Origin of the sequence: Aurantimonas sp. A2-1-M11 (genome assembly GCF_036549475.1) — a bacterium.
GTDB lineage: Bacteria > Pseudomonadota > Alphaproteobacteria > Rhizobiales > Rhizobiaceae > Aurantimonas.
In genome coordinates this window covers 12683-29918 of sequence record NZ_JAZHLI010000025.1, presented here as the reverse complement: position 1 = coordinate 29918, position 17236 = coordinate 12683, and the positions used below count along the sequence as shown (strand labels likewise).

The 17236-nt window shown below is 65.3% G+C and carries 22 protein-coding genes; 11 read left to right on the top strand and 11 right to left on the bottom strand.

The features are described from left to right. Positions 1-177: 177 nt before the first annotated feature. On the bottom strand, positions 178-1176 hold the full coding sequence (locus tag VQ042_RS13085; protein ID WP_331819927.1) for a DUF3179 domain-containing protein: 999 nt from the start codon (positions 1174-1176) through the stop codon (positions 178-180). Positions 1177-1640: 464 nt separating this feature from the next. Then, complete coding sequence (locus VQ042_RS13080; protein ID WP_331819925.1) at positions 1641-1799, bottom strand: hypothetical protein; 159 nt, start codon at positions 1797-1799, stop codon at positions 1641-1643. A gap of 128 nt (positions 1800-1927) precedes the next feature. Between VQ042_RS13080 and VQ042_RS13075 the strand changes: the two genes are divergently transcribed. From VQ042_RS13075 to VQ042_RS13060, 4 genes are all read left to right on the top strand, one after another. Beyond that, positions 1928-2872, top strand: a complete 945-nt coding sequence (locus tag VQ042_RS13075) for a sulfurtransferase (protein ID WP_331819923.1) — start codon at positions 1928-1930, stop codon at positions 2870-2872. A gap of 7 nt (positions 2873-2879) precedes the next feature. Beyond that, positions 2880-4004 carry a YeeE/YedE family protein gene (locus VQ042_RS13070; RefSeq protein WP_331819921.1) on the top strand — a complete coding sequence of 375 codons (1125 nt, stop codon included), beginning with the start codon at positions 2880-2882 and terminating at the stop codon, positions 4002-4004. After that, positions 4001-4174 carry a hypothetical protein gene (locus VQ042_RS13065; RefSeq protein ID WP_331819919.1) on the top strand — a complete coding sequence of 58 codons (174 nt, stop codon included), beginning with the start codon at positions 4001-4003 and terminating at the stop codon, positions 4172-4174. Before VQ042_RS13070 ends, VQ042_RS13065 begins: the two co-directional genes overlap by 4 nt. Positions 4175-4487: 313 nt before the next feature. Continuing rightward, the gene (locus VQ042_RS13060) at positions 4488-5384 is read left to right on the top strand and encodes an FG-GAP repeat domain-containing protein (RefSeq protein WP_331819917.1); all 897 of its coding nucleotides are present in this window, start codon (positions 4488-4490) and stop codon (positions 5382-5384) included. A gap of 27 nt (positions 5385-5411) precedes the next feature. Here VQ042_RS13060 and VQ042_RS13055 read toward each other — a convergent pair whose 3' ends face one another. From VQ042_RS13055 to VQ042_RS13020, 8 genes are all read right to left on the bottom strand, one after another. Next, complete coding sequence (locus tag VQ042_RS13055; protein ID WP_331819915.1) at positions 5412-6128, bottom strand: TVP38/TMEM64 family protein; 717 nt, start codon at positions 6126-6128, stop codon at positions 5412-5414. Continuing rightward, a complete protein-coding gene (locus VQ042_RS13050) occupies positions 6112-6933 on the bottom strand; it encodes an alpha/beta fold hydrolase (RefSeq protein WP_331819913.1) in 822 nt (273 codons plus the stop codon). Before VQ042_RS13050 ends, VQ042_RS13055 begins: the two co-directional genes overlap by 17 nt. 61 nt (positions 6934-6994) lie before the next feature. After that, the gene (locus tag VQ042_RS13045; protein ID WP_331819911.1) at positions 6995-7516 is read right to left on the bottom strand and encodes a hypothetical protein; all 522 of its coding nucleotides are present in this window, start codon (positions 7514-7516) and stop codon (positions 6995-6997) included. A 105-nt stretch (positions 7517-7621) separates the two neighbouring features. Further along, positions 7622-9520 carry a glycoside hydrolase family 15 protein gene (locus VQ042_RS13040; protein ID WP_331819909.1) on the bottom strand — a complete coding sequence of 633 codons (1899 nt, stop codon included), beginning with the start codon at positions 9518-9520 and terminating at the stop codon, positions 7622-7624. Continuing rightward, positions 9517-10575, bottom strand: a complete 1059-nt coding sequence (locus VQ042_RS13035; RefSeq protein WP_331819907.1) for an SDR family oxidoreductase — start codon at positions 10573-10575, stop codon at positions 9517-9519. The genes VQ042_RS13040 and VQ042_RS13035 overlap by 4 nt, the downstream gene beginning before the upstream one ends. Then, the gene (locus VQ042_RS13030) at positions 10572-10991 is read right to left on the bottom strand and encodes a DUF6789 family protein (RefSeq protein ID WP_331819905.1); all 420 of its coding nucleotides are present in this window, start codon (positions 10989-10991) and stop codon (positions 10572-10574) included. Before VQ042_RS13030 ends, VQ042_RS13035 begins: the two co-directional genes overlap by 4 nt. A gap of 35 nt (positions 10992-11026) precedes the next feature. Continuing rightward, positions 11027-11833 (bottom strand): deiodinase-like protein, encoded by an 807-nt coding sequence (locus tag VQ042_RS13025; protein WP_331819903.1) that lies wholly within the window; start codon positions 11831-11833, stop codon positions 11027-11029. A gap of 492 nt (positions 11834-12325) precedes the next feature. Then, positions 12326-12976 carry a TetR/AcrR family transcriptional regulator gene (locus VQ042_RS13020; RefSeq protein WP_331819901.1) on the bottom strand — a complete coding sequence of 217 codons (651 nt, stop codon included), beginning with the start codon at positions 12974-12976 and terminating at the stop codon, positions 12326-12328. Positions 12977-13190: 214 nt separating this feature from the next. Between VQ042_RS13020 and VQ042_RS13015 the strand changes: the two genes are divergently transcribed. Then, complete coding sequence (locus VQ042_RS13015; protein ID WP_331819997.1) at positions 13191-13673, top strand: cytochrome P460 family protein; 483 nt, start codon at positions 13191-13193, stop codon at positions 13671-13673. 347 nt (positions 13674-14020) lie between these two features. On the opposite strand, the gene VQ042_RS13010 is transcribed toward VQ042_RS13015, so the two are convergent. Continuing rightward, positions 14021-14437 carry a MerR family transcriptional regulator gene (locus VQ042_RS13010; RefSeq protein WP_331819899.1) on the bottom strand — a complete coding sequence of 139 codons (417 nt, stop codon included), beginning with the start codon at positions 14435-14437 and terminating at the stop codon, positions 14021-14023. 76 nt (positions 14438-14513) lie between these two features. Here VQ042_RS13010 and VQ042_RS13005 point away from each other — a divergent pair, with 76 nt between their 5' ends. From VQ042_RS13005 to VQ042_RS12980, 6 genes are read left to right on the top strand one after another with little or no spacing between them, the layout of a single operon-like run. Beyond that, the gene (locus VQ042_RS13005) at positions 14514-14903 is read left to right on the top strand and encodes a mercuric transporter MerT family protein (protein ID WP_331819897.1); all 390 of its coding nucleotides are present in this window, start codon (positions 14514-14516) and stop codon (positions 14901-14903) included. Between the two features lie 17 nt (positions 14904-14920). Beyond that, positions 14921-15226 carry a cation transporter gene (locus VQ042_RS13000; RefSeq protein ID WP_331819895.1) on the top strand — a complete coding sequence of 102 codons (306 nt, stop codon included), beginning with the start codon at positions 14921-14923 and terminating at the stop codon, positions 15224-15226. A 5-nt stretch (positions 15227-15231) separates the two neighbouring features. After that, the gene (locus VQ042_RS12995; protein ID WP_331819893.1) at positions 15232-15495 is read left to right on the top strand and encodes a hypothetical protein; all 264 of its coding nucleotides are present in this window, start codon (positions 15232-15234) and stop codon (positions 15493-15495) included. Further along, entirely contained in the window at positions 15482-15706 is a 225-nt protein-coding gene (gene merF, locus VQ042_RS12990) for a mercury resistance system transport protein MerF (protein WP_331819892.1), read from the top strand. The genes VQ042_RS12995 and merF overlap by 14 nt, the downstream gene beginning before the upstream one ends. An 11-nt stretch (positions 15707-15717) precedes the next feature. After that, the gene (locus VQ042_RS12985) at positions 15718-15876 is read left to right on the top strand and encodes a hypothetical protein (RefSeq protein WP_331819890.1); all 159 of its coding nucleotides are present in this window, start codon (positions 15718-15720) and stop codon (positions 15874-15876) included. Continuing rightward, the gene (locus VQ042_RS12980; protein ID WP_331819888.1) at positions 15873-17228 is read left to right on the top strand and encodes a dihydrolipoyl dehydrogenase family protein; all 1356 of its coding nucleotides are present in this window, start codon (positions 15873-15875) and stop codon (positions 17226-17228) included. The genes VQ042_RS12985 and VQ042_RS12980 overlap by 4 nt, the downstream gene beginning before the upstream one ends. Positions 17229-17236 lie beyond the last annotated feature (8 nt).

The window sequence follows — 17236 nt, the reverse complement described above, 5'->3', positions numbered from 1 at the left end:
GGATGGCGCCATGCACCCGGGCCGGGATTCTCCGCGGCGGCCGCTGGCCGAGTACAGAATCGGCCACCGCGCAGAGCCGGCCGGCCGAGCGCACCGGCCGCCGACTACCCGGCCCGGACGGCATGGACCCGCTGACGCGGTGTTCATCGGCCGGCCGCCTTAGGTCGGTTCCGCCTCTCACTCGAAATGCCGGATCGGCGCGTCCGGGTTGAAGGCGCGGAAGGCGAAAGCGAACGGGACGGAGTAGGCGACGTCCTTGAACTCGCCGCCGGCGAGGTGGCGCTGCACCGTCACGGTGCCGACGTCCCGGCCTTCTGCGATCCGGTCCTGGTCGACAGCCGAAGCCTGGCCCGGGTTCCAGTTGATCACGAGATCGTCGACCTCGACCTTCAGCTTCTTCTGGAGGAAATCGAAGCTCCAGGCCTCGTCACGCCCGAGCACTGCTACGACACGCATGAGGGACGTTCCAGGGCCGTCATAGTCGCCCCGGTAGAGGAACGGCATGGCCGAGTCGTCATGGCCAAAATAGGGATTCCGGCCATAGTCCCGGTGGGCCGGATCCCTCGGGACGAGCACCAGTCCGTCGTGATAGCACTTGCGGAAGTCGCGGAAGGACTCCAGGCGCGAGGGAACACGGTCCAGCATGTCGCCGGTGCGCTCGTCGACGATCGCCCGCCCATCGAACTGCTTCCACCAGCTCTCCGTGGCGCGGGCGCACATTACCTGGTCCGAGTGCCGAAGCTTGCCGATGGTACCGAAGGTTTTGGCTTCGCCACCGACTTTGCGGCGGAACATTGCGCCCATGTTGCAGAGCGGACAGTAGGTCACGGCTAACGGCATGCCTCCGACCGTGTCGTTGACGATCTCGTGCCAGACCAGAATGCTCTGCGTGTACGCCCGGGCATCCCCATTGATCTCGACGCTCATCACCGGATCGTTCGGGAGCGGCGACATGGCGAGGTGGTAAATCCGCTCGAACCTCGGCTGATCGATCGAGGAAATCCCGTCCTTCTGCGGCCCGCCGGAGAGGATTTCGTCGAACGGCACGGCATGCTCGGAAAAGTCGGTGCGGGCCCACTCCCCGCTCCAGCCTTTCGGGGTATCGGCATAGCAGGTGGATACGATGAACGTGCCGAGAAAGACAGCCATCACTCCGAGCATGGACAAGCGTTGCATCTTAGATCCCTTATCCACATCCGCGCGGGGCTTCGCATAGGTCATTTCGCCCGGTGCCTTTGCCGGATCGCAGTCTGCGGCCTCGCGCCCGGTCACGATGTTCGTTCCTGCCAGAAACCGGATGTTGCCCTACTGCATCGAATTACCCTGCCTTCCGTTGGACAGCTATTCGCTGGCGAAGCCGGCGCCGTTACGCGCCATCAAGCCAAGGTGATCGGGATAAGGTCGCGCCAGCCTCAAGGCTTTTGAGACGCTCTGGCTTGCGGCGTGTCCAGCCGTTGGGAATTGCTGCCGCGACTTTGAGGCGCGGGCGACCGAGGAGTTGGCGATGTTACCGGAGGGTTCGGCTGTCAGTGACATGAGGAGCAACTGCGCCGCGACGCGGGAGCAGGCGCGGGTCATCGGAACGGGGACGGCGGCCATGGGCGCCGCGACGAAGGTGAGGAACTGCTCGACCCCGCCGCCTAGTCGAGCGACATTCCCCGGAGGCGCACCAGCGTGAAGGCGCGGCGTTCGATCTCCGACAACCCCAACAATGCGCGTTCGATCGACATCCCATTCAAGACTTTCGAAAGATAGTTCGCGGGCTCGGAGACAAAGTTCCGCGCCAACTGCTGCACCAAGGAAGGTCGTCGCGGCTCGAATTCTGGTGGAACGTCTGGTCCTCCGGGAGTGCACCCGAGGACGCGCCGCAGGCTTGAAGGTCGGCGCTACGCGATTAAGTGACAGACGCAATCAATAGGAGATCTTCATGATCATGCGAAGCGTTGCACTCGCGGCCGTGATCGCGGGCCAAGCGGGGCTCGCGGTCGCGCAGTCCGATCTGCCTCCCTTGCTTGGATCCGCGGATCTGGCCGAGGTCCTTGAAGCGGGCGATCCACTCGTGCTCGACATCCGGGGGCCTGAGGGCGAGGCGTCCTACGCCGCCGGGCATATCGAAGGTGCTGTGAGCGCCCCCTATCCGCTTTTCCGCGGTCCGGAGGAGAACCCGGGGGAGCTCCCCTCGGATGCCGCGCTGACCGAGACGCTTCGGTCGCTCGGGGTGACACCGGACCGGCCCACGATCATCGTCTACCAGGGAGTCGACATCAGCGACTTCGGCGCCGCGGCGCGCGTTTACTGGACACTGAAGTCAAGCGGCGTCAGCGAGCTGGCAATCCTCAATGGCGGAATCAACTCCTGGACCAAGGCGGGACTGGCGCTTGACGTCAACCCGGCAACGCCCGAGCCGAGCGAAATCGAGGTGACGTTCTCGGATGAGTGGCTGGCTACTGCCGATGACGTGCAGGCGGTGCTTTCGGGCGAAGACGAGGCGACGCTCGTCGATGCGCGGCCTGAATCGTACTACGATGGCTCTGAGATGCACCCGGCTGCGGCGAAGCCGGGAACGCTACCACAGGCCGACTATTTTGAGCATTCAAACTGGTTCGAGAACGGCCCGGTGATCATCGACCCCGAAACCGCACGGGAACTTGCGTTCAAGGCCGGCTATACCGACGACGCGCAACTGATCTCGTTCTGCAACACCGGGCACTGGGCGGCGACCAACTGGTTCGCGCTGAGCGAGCTCGCCGGCATCAACAACGTGAAGCTGTATCCCGAATCGATGGTCGGCTGGTCGAACGCCGGCTACGAGATGGCCAACGTTCCCGGGCCGCTGCGTCGGATCTGGTTGCAGATCACCAACGTCTTCTGAGGCGCCCATGACTGATGTCATCACGGCGAACCGCCGCCTCGGCCCGGGCGTGGAACGTTCCGTTTTGATCCTGCTGGCGCTCGCCGCGGCCTTAGCCGTGGCGGCGACGGCGGGCGCCCACTACGGGCTACTCCTGGTGATAGGACTTGGCTTCGGGATCACGCTCGAGGGGCTGCGCTTCGGGTTCGCCGGCCCGTGGCGGGCTATGATTGTACGGCGGGAGCCGGCAGGCCTGCTGGCGCAGCTTGTCTCCATCGCCATTGTCGCGGTTTTCGCGATCCCGCTCATCACCGCAAACAGTACGGAGCTCCTAGGGGCGCATGCGCCCGTGGGCGTCGCCATGCTGGGGGGCGCCTTCGTCTTCGGCGCGGCGATGCAGGTGGTACTCGGCTGCGGTTCGGGGACGCTGGTCAACGCAGGAAGCGGCAACCCCGTGGGCGTACTGGCGCTGCCCTTCTTCGCCATCGGCAGCTTCGCGGGCGCCTACCACCTGACCTGGTGGACCGAACTCGGAACCGCGCCGGTGGTGGTCTTCGACGGCTTTGACGGCGTCGCGGTGACGCTCGTGGGCCTCGCTCTCGTTGCTGCCGTCGCCCTGTTGGTCGCCGCGCCGGGAACGCGATGGATTCCGCGGCGGCTGTGGCTCGCCGCCGGCCTGCTCGCGGCCTTAGCGCTGGCCAATCTCGTCGTTGCGGGGCAGCCCTGGGGTGTTGTCTATGGCCTAGGACTCTGGGCGGCGAAGGGGGCGGGAGCGCTTGGTGCCGACCTCTCCGCCTCGGCCTTCTGGAGCGCGCCCACCAATGTTGAGCGGATGAGCCAAAGCATTCTCACCGACGTCACATCGCTAACCAACCTCGGCATCATCGGCGGCGCGTTCCTGGTCGCCGCATGGCGGCACGGCTTCACCCAACCGATACCGGAACTGCCGCTCAGGGCCTGGGCGGCAACGGTGGTGGCAGGCTTCCTTCTCGGCTATTCGTCGCGGCTCGCGTTTGGCTGCAACGTTGGCGCCTTCTTCAGTGGCGTCTCGACAGGCAGCCTCCACGGCTGGGCGTGGTTCGTGATGGCCTTCGGCGGCGCCTGGTGCGGCATCCGCCTTCGCCCGGCACTTGGCCTTGAGGTGCGGCGGTGACCCGGCTCGTGACGATGGCCGCAACGGCGCTTCTCGTCGTCACACTCCTCGCCTTCGATCTAACCGCGAGCGCGCCGATTAATCCGTTCCAGGCGCCGCCGATTCTGGCACTCGGCTCCGGTCAGGCGGCGGGCGGCGCACATTGCGCGGCGCTGCCAAGCTATGACTGATGCGAAGGGTCGGGCTACTCCCAGCCGGGCGGCCCTGCTCCGCGACAAGCCGCGGTTTCAGCCGCCGGATCACCGGAAGATAGCCGTGCTGCTTCAGCATGGGGCCGCGCTCGCGATAGAGCGCCTCGTTGCCGTGTACACCGTGACCTTCCAGCAGCCGGTTCATGAAGTTGAACGTGCCAGTGACAGATATGGAAACTTCGCGATTGTTTCCACCCTTTCGGCACTCCGCGCCGCAAGGGTGCCGACAGAGGACCGCAGTTCATGTTCTGGAGCCAACATGACTGGAGTGAGATGCTATCCACGCGGTTCTATGTCCAATCTGTGGGGATGCGTGGCCGTGCAACATAGAACCGCCGTCCGGCCCCGCCCGGAATTGCTGGACTTCCGGGCACTCATGCACTGCGCCGCCGCTGCGATAACACTGTCGATTGCCGGACCGGCGGCGGCGCAGGTTCGACTAGCCGATGGCAGCGTAGCGACCACTCTGGAACCGGACGTCGCTGCCACTTGGTACGGCAGGCCCACCACCCGCTACGCCCACGGCGTGCTCGGAGATGGTATCGAGGGTGGCAGCCTCGTTGTGCGCGACGAGCGCGGCGCGATCCACGAGATCGTGCTGCCCGAGCGGTACGTGTTCGAAGACGTGACGCCGCGTCTTGCCGATCTTGACGGCGACGGCAGGCGTGAGATCGTGGCAATCCGCACCGACGTCCGCGCGGGGGCGGCTGTGGCGGTCTATGGCCTGAGCGGCGAAGCGCTCGTCGAGCGGGCGGCAACGCCGCCCATCGGTCAGCCGAACCGATGGCTCTCAATCGCGGCGATCGAAGACTTCACCGGCGACGGTCGTGATGAGATCGCGGTGGTTCGGACACCGCATATTGACGGCGTACTGGAGCTGCTGTCCCTGCGGGACGGGACGCTTCGCCGCGTCTACCCGCCACAGCCAGGTTACACGTCGCACACTATCGGAGCTACCGAGGTGAGCTTCGCCGCGACCGCCGACGTCTCCGGCGATGGCGTCGCCGACCTGATCCTGCCGGAGCAAAATCGACGGCGGTTGTTGGTACTGCGCCTCGTCGATGGCGTGGTGCCTATCGCCGCTGTCGATCTTCCTGCACGGGTCGCGGGTCCGGTTGAGGTCGATGCCGGAGGCTTTCTTCACGTGCCTCTGGAAATCGGGGGAAGCGTGCGCGTCGACCTGCGGTGACGAGGCTACCCGCTCTGATAAGAGCCATCAGGAACGGAGCCGCTTCAGCCAGACCCAGATCACGCGCGCGAGGACCGGGATTGCGGTGATCCCGCCGAAGGCGAGAATCGTGACGAGGATGCTGCCGCTCCCGGCCGCGTAGATCGTGCCGCCGCCGTAGGCCAGCAGGAAGCTGATCGGCGCCACGCCCGCAAGCGTCGCGACCGCGAACCGCCAGTAGCTGAGCGGTGTCAGCCCGACGGCGTAGCTGATCGCGTCGAAGGAGAGGAACGGCGCAAGGCGGGTCAGGAACACGACTCCCATGAGCCAGGTCTGCGAGTGACCCCGTTCGAGCCAGTCCAGCGGCCGCCTAACGAGGTCCCACCGGCGCACCGCGTCGTAGGCGAGGAACCGTGCGATGACGAAGGCAATTGACGCACCGAGGAACGATCCAGCAACTGCCAACACCGTGCCGCCAAACGGCCCGTAGACCGCGCCCGCGACCATGGCAATCGGAGCGCTCGGAAGGGGCGACGCCACGATCGCCAGCGCCAGCAGCAGCACCACAGCGGCGGGGCCGAAAGCGCCGGCCGCGTCGATCAGACGGTTCAGCCGCTCCTGCTCGGTGAGAGCCCGGAGCCATCCCGTCTGGTGATCCGACGCGAGAAGACCAAGCACCGCCAAGACAATCAGCGCCGCGATCAGGTAAGGCGTTCGGCCGCGTGCGCGTAGCATCGCATGTCGGTGTCTATCCCCCGGCAACATCTGCCACGAGAGCGTTGATTTGTTCGGCCACGATGTCGGGATGATCCTCCGGAGTGAAATGCTTGCCGTCTTCGATCCGCCTGAGCGGTGCCTTGAGGTCGCGCGCCAGCCGCTCGCCGTAGCGGACCTTCTGAAACTGATCTGCTACACCCCACACAAGCCGCGCCGGACAATTGAGACGGGGCAGGTCTGTGGCCACCGCCTCCGTGTCGCGGACGTCCAGCGCCGCCACTTGCCGGGCCAGCGCTGCGGCACCGTCGCTGTCGCGGTAGGCGGGAAAGTGCACCTCCAGAGCCTCATGCGCCTGCCCCTTATCGTCGTGACCACGGTGGAACAGCGTCGCCATCACTATCTTCAACGCCGCATTCGGGAGGTGCCGCACGGCGCCGCGAGTGGCGCGCATCGCCTTCACGCTCGGGATCGGCCAAGAGTCGTAGGCGATCGCGTTCGTCAGAAAAAGCCCCGCGCAACGGTCGCGATGGCGCACCGCCGCGATCTGCGCCACGCCGCCGCCGAGGTCATGACCCGCAAGGATCGCCCGCTCGATCCCGAGCGCGGCCATCCAGCTCGCCAGATACTCCGCCTGCTTCGCCACCGAAATGTCGCGATCCCGGCCGGCCGGGATCGAGCCGGCATATCCCACCATCTCCCAAGCAATGCAGCGCGCCCCCTCGATCCTCGGCAGGACGTTCCGCCAGAGGCGCGGCCCCGTCGGGATGCCGTGAATCAGCACGAGCGGTATGCCCTCACCCCGCTCGTGCCAGCGCAGCGCTATTCCGTCGACGGTTCGGGTCTTCATCTCCATCGTTGTGCCTTTCCTTTGAAAGTTTAGCTGCGGCGAACCGGGAGCTGCGGCGTGTTCTTGATCAGATGAGCAAAGTCAGGTCGGACGCACCAGATGGGTAGGCGCTGCCGAAATTCTCGAGGTCCGCGTTCCGAAGCCCGTTTCGCATCGCAAGTGAAAAGAGGTTAATGAGCTCCACGCTCTCGGGGCCGAGGATGTGCGCCCGGAGAATGCGACCGCTGCCCGGCTCGATTCGCACCTTGGCCACCGCAGCACTTTCCGCGAAGCGTCGGGTGGTGAACCAGCCTCGCATGTCGGTGAACTTCGTCTCGAAGGTCAGGTTTTGCTTCAGTGCCTCGTCCTCGCTCCAGCCACGCGGGTCAGCGCCGGGATCGTGAAGACCGCGCTCGGGATGCCCGCATACTTCGCGGCGGCTATGTCTCCGCCCAGGAGGTTCGCTGCCACCACCCTGCCCCCCAACGCCGAAACCGGTGCCAGTGGAGGCCCGCCGTGGCGGCGGCATCGCCTGCCGAATAGACGACCGGGTTCGATACGCTCCGCAGATGAGTATCGAATCCGACACCATCCTTGCCCGCAGCGACATTGCCGGCCTCAAGGTCAAGATCCTGGAGGGCCGGCACGCGTCCCGCGCCATGCTCAACCAGATCAATCTCGTTGATTATCGGCAATCTCATCTCCTTTCGAGGGGTCAGTTCCGGTCCCCTCGGACGTGCTTCCGGATCCGGCCTATGATCTGCGATGCCATCAGCAGCATACGGCCCATCGGCCTTGCCTTGGCGATAGACAGCACGGCCTTCAGGTATTCGGCATGGCTGAACAGCAGCGGCGTGTTGCCGAGGAACGCGCCGGTCGCCGGGTCCATCTCTTCGGCAAGAAGCCCGAGCTCTCCCATCGTTTTCTCGACCCGCGCCAGTATCGCCTCGGCGCGGTCGGGGCGCCCCTGCTTGGCGCGCACCGCAGCAAGCCAAAAGGTGCAGGGCAGGAATGCGCCTTCCGCCGCGCCGAGCGGCAGCCCCAGGGGCGACGGGATCTTCTCGGGGTCGAAGCGGAAGACCAGATCGTTGCGCGTGAGGCACTCTTCGATGCGGTCGATCGTGGCGACCAGCCGCGGGTCGTCGATCGGCAGGAAGTCGAACATCGCCATCAGGAGCGCCGAGGCGTCGAGGTCGTCCGCCTCGTAGTGCTGACGGAAGGCGCCGAGCTTTTCGCTCCATCCGCGCTCCCGGACGTCCTTCTGGATGGCGTCCATCTCCAGCCGCCAGCGGGCAACGTCCCCCTCAGCGCCTGTGCGTTCCGAAATGCGGACCGCGCGCTCCAGCGTCACCCAGGCCAGCACCTTGCTGCTGACGAAGTGGCAGGCATCGCCAAGCTCCCAGATGTCCTGCCCCGGCTCGCGCCACTTCGTCGCCGTATAGTCCGCAAGGCGACGGGTCATCTGCCAGTACGCGTCCTTCCACCGCCCGCCCTGCTGGAGGTAGATGAGGGCGCAGTCGACGAGATAGCCGAAGCTGTCGATTTGGTGCTGGCCGGCCGCATGGTTGCCGAACAGCACGGGGCGCGAGCCGCAATAGCCGGAAAGATCGTCCCGGACCTCTTGCGCGGCATTGGTGCTGCCGTCGATCCGGTAGAGCACCTGGAGCGGCATATCGGTTGATGATCCCAGGCCGGCCAACCAGTCCATATAGCGTTCGGCCGCCTCGAGATCGCCGAGCATCGCCAGACTCGCCATGGCGAGCGACACGTCACGGATCCAAGCGAAACGGTAGTCGTAGTTGCGGTCGCCGCCGATCCGCTCGGGGAGCGAGCATGTCGGAGCTGCAACGAGCGCTCCCGTAGGCGCGAAGCTGAGGAGGTGGAAGACTGTTGCGCAGCGGAGGATCCGGGATCGGCGCGGGCCGAAAAAGGTGAGCCGCCTCGCCCGGTTCCGCCAGTAGGACTCCGTTTCGCGCAGCGCCTGCGCGGCGCGCTCCGGGGTCCAGAGGGTTTCGTCCGCGAGTGCGAGCACGGCCCAAGCCTCGTCGCCCTCGGCCAGCTCGAACTCGGCTTCGGCGCCGCCAGGGACGACCCGGACCGGAAAGCTCGTCCAAACGCGCAGCACGTGCGAGCCGACCTCCACTCGCAGCGCGCCATCGGCCTCCGACACGACAGCGGCCTCGCCAAAATCGTCGCGCGGATGAAACGTCATCGCGCAGCGCGCGCCGACGCCTCGTGCCCGGAGCCTCCGCACGATGACACGGCTCAGCTCGCTGCCGTCACGCGCATTCTGCGGCCAGAGCATCGCATCGGCGAGTTCCACACCGGCCGAAGCATCGCCCCAGGTCGTGAGGAGTGTGGTTGTCGATCCTTCGTAGCGCTGCCGGCCGACCGATGGCTCGCGCGGTCCGAGGCGCCAAGCCCCTCCACGCTCCGCATCGATGAGCCCGCCGAACACGGGCGCGCCGTCGAAGTTCGGCAGGCAGAACCAGCCGATAGTTCCATTGGCGTCGACCATTGCCGCAGTGCGCCGGTCACCGATCATTCCGAGCTTCTCGATCGGCAGATAGGCCGCTACCTGGTCAGGGGCTGGGACGGGAGCCCGGGCGCTCACGGCCGGTCCCTACGCGGACGAGCGCGTTTTGCAGCAGAGGTGAGCGCAAGCGCAAGGAGCGCTGCCGCTAGACCTGCGCCCAACGCCGCGCCGACCCGCAAACGTTCGGGCCGAAACGCCAACAGCCGCTCGCGGGCCTGCCCGTCGAAACGGCCGTGGGCGCCGTGGCCCCGCTCGTCGTCCACCGGCTCGAAAAGGTTATCCCGCCGCACCTCGGCCGGCTCGTCCGTCTGCTGACCAGAATAGCCTTTGCCGGCAAGCATGTGGTCCACAACCCCCGGCGCGGCGGCATCGCCGAGAATGGCCTGCATCGCGGAGCCGCCGAGCCACAGCTCGCGCGGCGCCTCGTGCGTGGCCCGCCAGACTTCCCTCGCTATCGCTTCCGCTTGGTAAATCGGCGGCATCGGTTGTGGCCGCTTCGGCATCTTGTTGCGCGCCCAGTGGAATTGCGGCGTGTTGACCGCGGGCAGGTGCACCTCGGTGACCCGGATCGGCGAGCCGTCGTGGTCGAGCTCGCTGCGCAGCGCATCGAGGAAGCCGCGCACCGCGAACTTGGCGCCGCAATAGGGGGCCTGGAGCGGGATGCCTCGGTAGCTCAACGCCGAGCCGATGCTGACGATCGTGCCATGGCCCTGGCGCTTCATCCGGCGCAGGGCCGTCATGGTTCCGAAGACCTGCCCATGATAGGTGACGTCGGTGACACGCCGGTACTCATCGGGCTCGATGTTCGCGATCGGCGAGATCATCGTCACCATGGCCACGTTGATCCAGACGTCGATGCCACCCCAGGCGGCAACTGCCTCACCGGCCCTCCGATCGAGCGCCTCCGGATCGGACACGTCAGCCTGCAGGACGAGCGGCTCGCCTCCAAGGCGCCTGACGGCATCGGCGGCGCCCTCCAGGCCCGCCCGCCCACGGGCGATCAGGCCGACGCGCCAGCCGTGTCGTGCGAACTCTTCGGCGATCGCACGCCCCACTCCTGCGGAGGCGCCGGTGATGATGACGCGCTCCGGGGCCCGCCCCTCGGGCTTGGCATGCTCCGCCGCGCCGATCATGCGACGATCCAGCCGTAGACAAAGCCGAGGATGGCGCCGAAGACGATGTGCATCATCAGCGCCATCACCGGCACCATTCTGCCCAGTTTCAGGCCAAATACGCCGTTTCCTGCCATCGGCATCATGACCAGCATTGCCATCAACCATCCAGCCGCACCCAATGCCGCGCCACTCAGCCAGTGCGCGTCCGGCCCGAGACCGGCGAACAGGTAGACGTAGGTCAGCCCGTAAAGCACCGTGCCCACGATGAAATGTACAACCCAACCCATCCCGCGCGAGGCACCCATCATGCCCGAGATCATCCCGATCATGTCGAGCTGCGGCATGATGTTCATCTTCTGCTTCACGAACTGCATCATCGAGAGGATGGTTGTCGCGACGAAACCCGCAATCAGTCCGGCCCAGAGTGGCGTCATTGTTCGAACTTCCTTTCTGTCATGGATCTGGCGGATTACCTGCGACTCGCGGCCCGTGCTGCGAGCGTGGCAACCACGGCGACACCCACCCCGATGGTCGCGGCGGCGGCTGCCGTGCGCCAAACCGGCGGCAGCGGACGATATTGATCCGCGAGCCAGGCCATCACGCCCATCGGAGGGGCCGCCTGCCAAAGGTCGCTTTGCGCGCGCGGGCCAGCCCGCCGCGTCATCTCGCGCATGGTTCCGACGCCGCGGGCCATCGGGACGAGCCGGCGCGTGCTCTCCTCCTCGGGCGGTCGTTCTCCCTTGGCGACAGCTTCCAACGCCTGTGTAAGGCCACGCTTGTCTCCGGCCCAAAGTGAACGGAAAACGATGGTCCCGGTCCGATCAGTCAGATACGCAGCATTCGGCTTCTCATCCAACCGCCGATGGACGGAACCGTCCGGGTCGTCGACCGCGACCGTCCAGGGAAGCTGGTCGCGGCTCTTCAGTGCGCTGGCTGCCTCTCGCTTCTCCTCTGCCACGCTGGCCTGGTCATAATGCTCTCCGGGATGCGCTTCCCGCACATAGAGCGTGACGAATTCGATCGCACAGCCGAACTTCGCATAAAGTTCTTTCAGGATCGGGTTGGAGCTGGCCGTCATCGGGCAGGTGAACGAGCCGGTGACCAGCAGCATCGGACGATCGGCGAGGTCGCTCGTTCTTAACTGGCCGCCGTTTACGGTGGACAGGTCGAACTCTGGCAGCCGACCGCCCGGCTTGGGGGCGCTGTCTCCAAATTGCATATCCTCGGACAGGATCTCCGACGAGACATGTTCATAAGCGTAACGTGCAGTGCTCATCTTGATCTCCCATTATTTGGCGGACAGTGCCGTCGATCGGGTAATTCTTTCTTGGATGAACTTCAGCCCGCTCAGAAGCGCCCTGAAGGCGAGCGTTCGATATGTCCACGATCTGCCGAAACCCGTCGGGATTGGTGGCGAAGAGCCCTGGCTCGGCGAAGGGTCGATCCGTCTCCTGAGGCGAGCGCGGCTCGGAGATGTAGAGGCAAAGCGCGCGCATCTGCTCCTGGGAAAGCTCGCAGGCGACGAGAAAGCGCCAGCCTTCCTACTCGACTTCCCGGTGCGCTCGCGTGGATCGCCCGAAACGACGATGATCTCGGCGCCGGCGTCCCTGAACTCTGCGAGCGGCCCGTCAAGCGTCTTGAGATACTTGCGGCAATGTCGGCCCGGTAAACGACCGCGACCGGCCAGTCCCCGCCCCCGCCGAGTTTCGCCTCACCGCCATCCACCAGCGGCAGGGTCATCGTCGGCGTCGGGTTTCCGGGCATCAACTTAGGATTGTTCAACATGAGAATTCTCCGGTCTCGTAAGGCATTGATTGACTGCAGAATGGCGATCGCCATTTCGCAGCAGGGCCAGAAGCGGCCGTGCCGCTCCTTCCATCATCTCGCGGTCGGGGCGCGTACGCGCCAGCACTCGCAGGCCGAACATCAATGCGCTGAAGGAGCGCCCTGCATCTTCGGGCGTGACGTCTGGATCCGCGCCTTCCCCCCTCTGAGCAGCTTCGAAGTTGCGCCGGAAAAAGGCTTCGACCTCAGCGAGGTATCCGGCGACGGTTTCCGCGATTTCCTCGTCATGCGGACCGAGTTCGATCGCCGTGTTGATCACGAGGCAACCCATACGATCCGGGTCACCCAACGCCGCATCGGTGACCCGCGAGACAAAGGTCCGGATGCGATCCGACGGCGACGCCAGGTGCTCGATGTCGTCGAGACAGCGACGGGTTCGGTGCTCGGAATAATGCTCCAGCGCAGAACGAAAAATTTCGCGCTTGCCTCCAAAGGCGTTGTAAAGGCTCGTCATGCCGATTCCGGTTGCGGCTTCGAGGTCCCGTACTGAGGTCGCCCCATAACCGCGTTTCCAGAACAGGCGAACGATCTGCTCCAAAACAGCAGATTCATCAAAAGCTCTTGGACGCGCCAAACGCTCCTCCGTTGTTTTGCAGCACATGCTGTAAAATATGCCTCGGCCAGGAAAGTTCCGCACCGGGCTGCGTCGGCAACGCAGCCCCTCCGCCATTCTGCAGCGACTGCAACAAAACAGTCCTTCGCCCGTTTGACCTCAGTGTCCCTGTTGGGACGAACGAGAGGAGGACTCCCACATGCGACTGGTGATAATTGGAAGTGCCTTGAGCCTCGTGGCGAGCGCCGCGGCCGCTCAGGATTTCGGCAAACAGGGTGACAAAGACTACGCCGGGCAGCTCTGGCAGATCATGCAGGAGCGCAACTTGGCGGGGGAGGACGCTGTTCAGGCCTTCCCGTATCCGGGGACGGATCCGCACGGTATGATGCTGGAGACGTTTTATACCGACGCGACGGTCGACGGTCACACAGGAACGCTGGTAATTAAGCGCAATTATGGTCCGGAAGGCGTCACTGTAGATCAGGTGCTTGGCAGTCCCGGCGATCATCTCGGCGCGGTGACGATCATGTTCCGCCGAGCAAACGATTATGCCTCCGACTCCGGCAACTGGTTTTGGGCCAAGTACCTGCCCGACGGCACCCTCGACCAGACTGCAGAGGGCACGTCCATAGCAGGATTGGCTCAGGGCTGCATAAGTTGCCACGCCACGGCGGAAGGCGAGGATTATCTGTTCACGACGAATGCGGAGCTGCGATGAAGGCTGAGCGCAGGAGATAGCACTTTTACTGAGCCACGGAAATCCGAGGCTCCCTCGGCGAAATATCCAACTCCAACGTCAGATACTGGAGGCGGCGGCTCGCCGTCCTCGCAATCGCGGCGAGTCGGCTGAGCGGCTGCGCGACGGCGGGTTTTGAGACGAGCGGGCTCGGGACGTGTGCGCCCGTTGTCGAGTATAGCCGGGAGTTTCAGGCAAGGGCTGCCGTGGAACTGGCATTGTTGCCGCATGGCTCGGCCATTGCCGAGATGCTGAGCGACTATGTTGTGATGCATGACCAGGCGCGAGCGTGCCACACGCCGAGCCGGTGACGCAGCCGGAAGCCCGTTTCATTCTCCGGCGAGCGTATTCAGTACGGGACAGTGCGGCACCTGATCGCCAGAGCATTGCGCTGCAGTCTGCGCCAGAACCGCGTCGATCCGCTTCAGGTCCGCGATCTTCGCCCGCACATCCGCAAGATGCCGTTCCGTCCGGTCCTTGACCTCCGAGCAGGTTGGCGCGGCACCATCCCCCAGACCTAGAAGCCCACGGATGTCGTCCATGGAGAACCCGAGTTCGCGGGCGCGCAGGATGAAGCGAAGGCGCAGGGCGTGGGCCGAAGAGTAGACACGGTAGCCCGCGCCCGTCCGGGGCGGGTCAGGCAGCAGGCCGGTTTTCTCATAATAGCGGATCGTCTCGATGTTGCTGCCTGTCGCGCGGGCCAACTCGCCGCGCGACAGGCCGCTCTCGCTCTCGTGACCGGACATCGCGCAGAATTCCCTTGAGCCTGTAGTTGCTACAGACCGTACACCGATCCTCGATGAGAGACGAGAGGTGAAGCGCATGAGCGTTGCGGAAGACAAGACAGGGCGCACGGTCGCGGGTCGCCCGGCGCGCAAGGGCTGGTTCGCGGCAGGTGGTGTTGTCGGGGCGTTTCTCGCCTCGGCCTGCTGCATCGGACCTCTGGTGCTGCTGACACTGGGGATTTCCGGCGCGTGGATCGGCAGCCTCACGGCGCTGGAGCCCTACAAACCGATCTTCGCCGTCATCGCGCTCGGCTTCATCGGCGCGGGCTTCCGGCAGGTCTACTTCCGCCAGCCCACGGTCTGCGAGCCCGGATCCTACTGCGCGCGACCCAATTCAGGCCGGATCACCAAGATCCTTCTCTGGGCCTCGCTCGCCCTCGTTCTTGCCGCCCTCACCATCGATTGGTGGGCGCCGCTACTCTATTGACCCCGAAGGAGAACCCGATGAAGAAGATACTTGCCCTTGCCCTGTTTGGTCTGACGGCCGTGGTGCCGATGACTGGAGTCCCCGCCGTCGCCCAATCGGTGGCCGCCGAGCAGACTGTGACCTTCTTGGTCGAGAACATGACCTGCGCGCTTTGTCCGGTGACGGTGAAGCGCGCGATGGAGGGCGTCGAGGGCGTGCGCTCCGTCGAGATCGACTTTGCCGCGCGAACCGCCACCGTGCTATTCGAAACGGCATCGACAAGCGCCGAGGCCATCGCCGCCGCCTCTGCCAACGCAGGATATCCCGCTCTCGTCGAGGGCTGAACCTGATGCGTGATGACCTGATGGGCGGTGCTCTGGCAACGGCGGTCGCTGCCCCTGCCGTGATCGTCTGCTGTGGCGGCGGCGGGGTTCTGCTGGCCGGGCTGACCGGCGCGGTCGGCGGCTGGCTGAGCGGGCTTGGAGGCATTGCGGCACTTGTCGTCGCAGCGGGTGCCGCGCTGACTTGGCGCAGCCTGCGGCGGCGAACGGGCGATGACGCCTGCTGCATTGATGCGGCTGACGCGAATGAGACGGTCCATGGCCAATCCTGACGACCGCAAGCTGTTCGGCATCGGGATCGTCGGCACCGTCATAGCCGCGCTCTGCTGTTTTACGCCGGTGCTGGTCGTTGCTCTGGGGGTTGTCGGCCTGTCGGCGGTGCTGGGCTGGATCGACTATGTGCTGTTTCCGGCGCTCGCCTTCTTCATCGCGCTGACCGTCTACGCCGTCTGGCGCAGGCAGCGGCGCCAGAACCACACCTGAAAGGACAACCCATGATGACCCACTGCTTTTCCGCGATGGCCGCGTCTGGCCCCGGCTGGACCCTGACCGTCACCCTGATCGTGGCTGCGGTCGCGCTGACCTACCTGGCAACAAGGCGCACAGATGCGCAGTACGACCATGAGAACGGAAACGAAAGGCGCACCACGTGACAGACAAGTATGACTACGACCTGATCGTGATCGGTGCCGGAACCGGCGGCAACGGCGTCGCCCGCATGGCGGCGGCGGCCGGCTGGAAGGTGGCCAGCATCGACAGCCTTCCCTACGGCGGCACCTGCGCCCTGCGCGGCTGTGATCCCAAGAAGATGCTGATTGCCGTCACCGAAGGCGTGGACTGGGCACAGAACCTGATGGGCAAAGGCCTCGCGGCGCGGGCTTCGGTGGACTGGGCAGAGATGATCGCCTTCAAGCGGACCTTCACCGACGCGATGCCGCCAAAGATCGAGGCCGGGCTGGAGACGGCGGGTGTCACGACGTTGCATGGTGAGGCGCGCTTCAGCGGGTCGGACACGATCGCGTTGAACGGGCAGACCCTGCGTGCGAAGCATTTCCATATCGCCACCGGCGCGCGACCCATGACGCTGAACATTCCGGGCGAAGACCTGCTTACCACCAGCACCGAGTTCCTCGACCTTCCCGAGCGGCCGGACCGGGTGGCCTTCGTGGGCGGCGGCTTCATCGCCATGGAGTTTTCTCACATCGCCAGGCGCGCCGGTGCGACCGAGGTGACGGTGCTGGAAATGATGGACCGGCCGCTGGGGAACTTCGACCCCGATCTGGTCGCGATGCTTGTTGACGCAACGACCGATCTCGGCATCGACCTGCTACTGGGCGCGAAGGTGCTGAAGGTGGAAAAACAGGACGGCGCGCTTGTCGTCACGGTCGAGCGTTCGGGCGGCGTCGAGACTGTAATCTGCGACACCGTGGTCCATGCCACCGGCCGGGTGCCCAATATCGACGGATTGAACCTCGAGGCCGCCGGGGTGGAACATGGGCCGCGCGGTATCAAGGTCAGCCCCGCCATGCGCACGACCAACCCGGCGATCTTTGCCGCTGGCGATTGCGCCGACAGCGGCCCGAACCTGACGCCGGTTTCCGCCAACGAGGGCCGGGTCGCCGCCAAGAACCTGCTCGCGGGGCGCGACGACCGCTCCGTCGACTATCCGCCGATCCCCAGCGTCGTTTTCACCTTGCCCATGGTCGCGACCGTGGGCTTGTCAGAGGCCGCGGCGCGGGACCAGGGGCTGAAGTTCGACACGCAGTCCAAGAAGACCGAAAGCTGGTATTCCTCGCTGCGCGTGGGTGCGAAATGGTCGGGCTACAAGGTCCTGGTCGAGCATGGCACCGGCCGCATTCTGGGCGCGCATCTGATCGGACCCGGGGCCGAGGAACAGATCAATCTCTTCGCCATGGCGATGGGAACCGGTCTGACCGCCAACCAGATCAAGGCGATGATCTTCGCCTACCCCAGCTACGCCTCCGACCTCGGCTCGATGGTCTGACGCAGGAC

Bases quoted from the DNA above. Each gene is read 5' to 3' on its own strand.
- VQ042_RS13085 (WP_331819927.1), bottom strand. From the start codon at position 1,176: ATGCAACGCTTGTCCATGCTCGGAGTGATGGCTGTCTTTCTCGGCACG.
- VQ042_RS13075 (WP_331819923.1), top strand. From the start codon at position 1,928: ATGATCATGCGAAGCGTTGCACTCGCGGCCGTGATCGCGGGCCAAGCG.
- VQ042_RS13070 (WP_331819921.1), top strand. From the start codon at position 2,880: ATGACTGATGTCATCACGGCGAACCGCCGCCTCGGCCCGGGCGTGGAA.
- VQ042_RS13060 (WP_331819917.1), top strand. From the start codon at position 4,488: ATGTCCAATCTGTGGGGATGCGTGGCCGTGCAACATAGAACCGCCGTC.
- VQ042_RS13055 (WP_331819915.1), bottom strand. From the start codon at position 6,128: ATGTTGCCGGGGGATAGACACCGACATGCGATGCTACGCGCACGCGGC.
- VQ042_RS13050 (WP_331819913.1), bottom strand. From the start codon at position 6,933: ATGGAGATGAAGACCCGAACCGTCGACGGAATAGCGCTGCGCTGGCAC.
- VQ042_RS13045 (WP_331819911.1), bottom strand. From the start codon at position 7,516: ATGTCGCTGCGGGCAAGGATGGTGTCGGATTCGATACTCATCTGCGGA.
- VQ042_RS13035 (WP_331819907.1), bottom strand. From the start codon at position 10,575: ATGATCGGCGCGGCGGAGCATGCCAAGCCCGAGGGGCGGGCCCCGGAG.
- VQ042_RS13030 (WP_331819905.1), bottom strand. From the start codon at position 10,991: ATGACGCCACTCTGGGCCGGACTGATTGCGGGTTTCGTCGCGACAACC.
- VQ042_RS13025 (WP_331819903.1), bottom strand. From the start codon at position 11,833: ATGAGCACTGCACGTTACGCTTATGAACATGTCTCGTCGGAGATCCTG.
- VQ042_RS13010 (WP_331819899.1), bottom strand. From the start codon at position 14,437: ATGTCCGGTCACGAGAGCGAGAGCGGCCTGTCGCGCGGCGAGTTGGCC.
- VQ042_RS13005 (WP_331819897.1), top strand. From the start codon at position 14,514: ATGAGCGTTGCGGAAGACAAGACAGGGCGCACGGTCGCGGGTCGCCCG.
- VQ042_RS13000 (WP_331819895.1), top strand. From the start codon at position 14,921: ATGAAGAAGATACTTGCCCTTGCCCTGTTTGGTCTGACGGCCGTGGTG.
- VQ042_RS12995 (WP_331819893.1), top strand. From the start codon at position 15,232: ATGCGTGATGACCTGATGGGCGGTGCTCTGGCAACGGCGGTCGCTGCC.
- merF (WP_331819892.1), top strand. From the start codon at position 15,482: ATGGCCAATCCTGACGACCGCAAGCTGTTCGGCATCGGGATCGTCGGC.
- VQ042_RS12985 (WP_331819890.1), top strand. From the start codon at position 15,718: ATGATGACCCACTGCTTTTCCGCGATGGCCGCGTCTGGCCCCGGCTGG.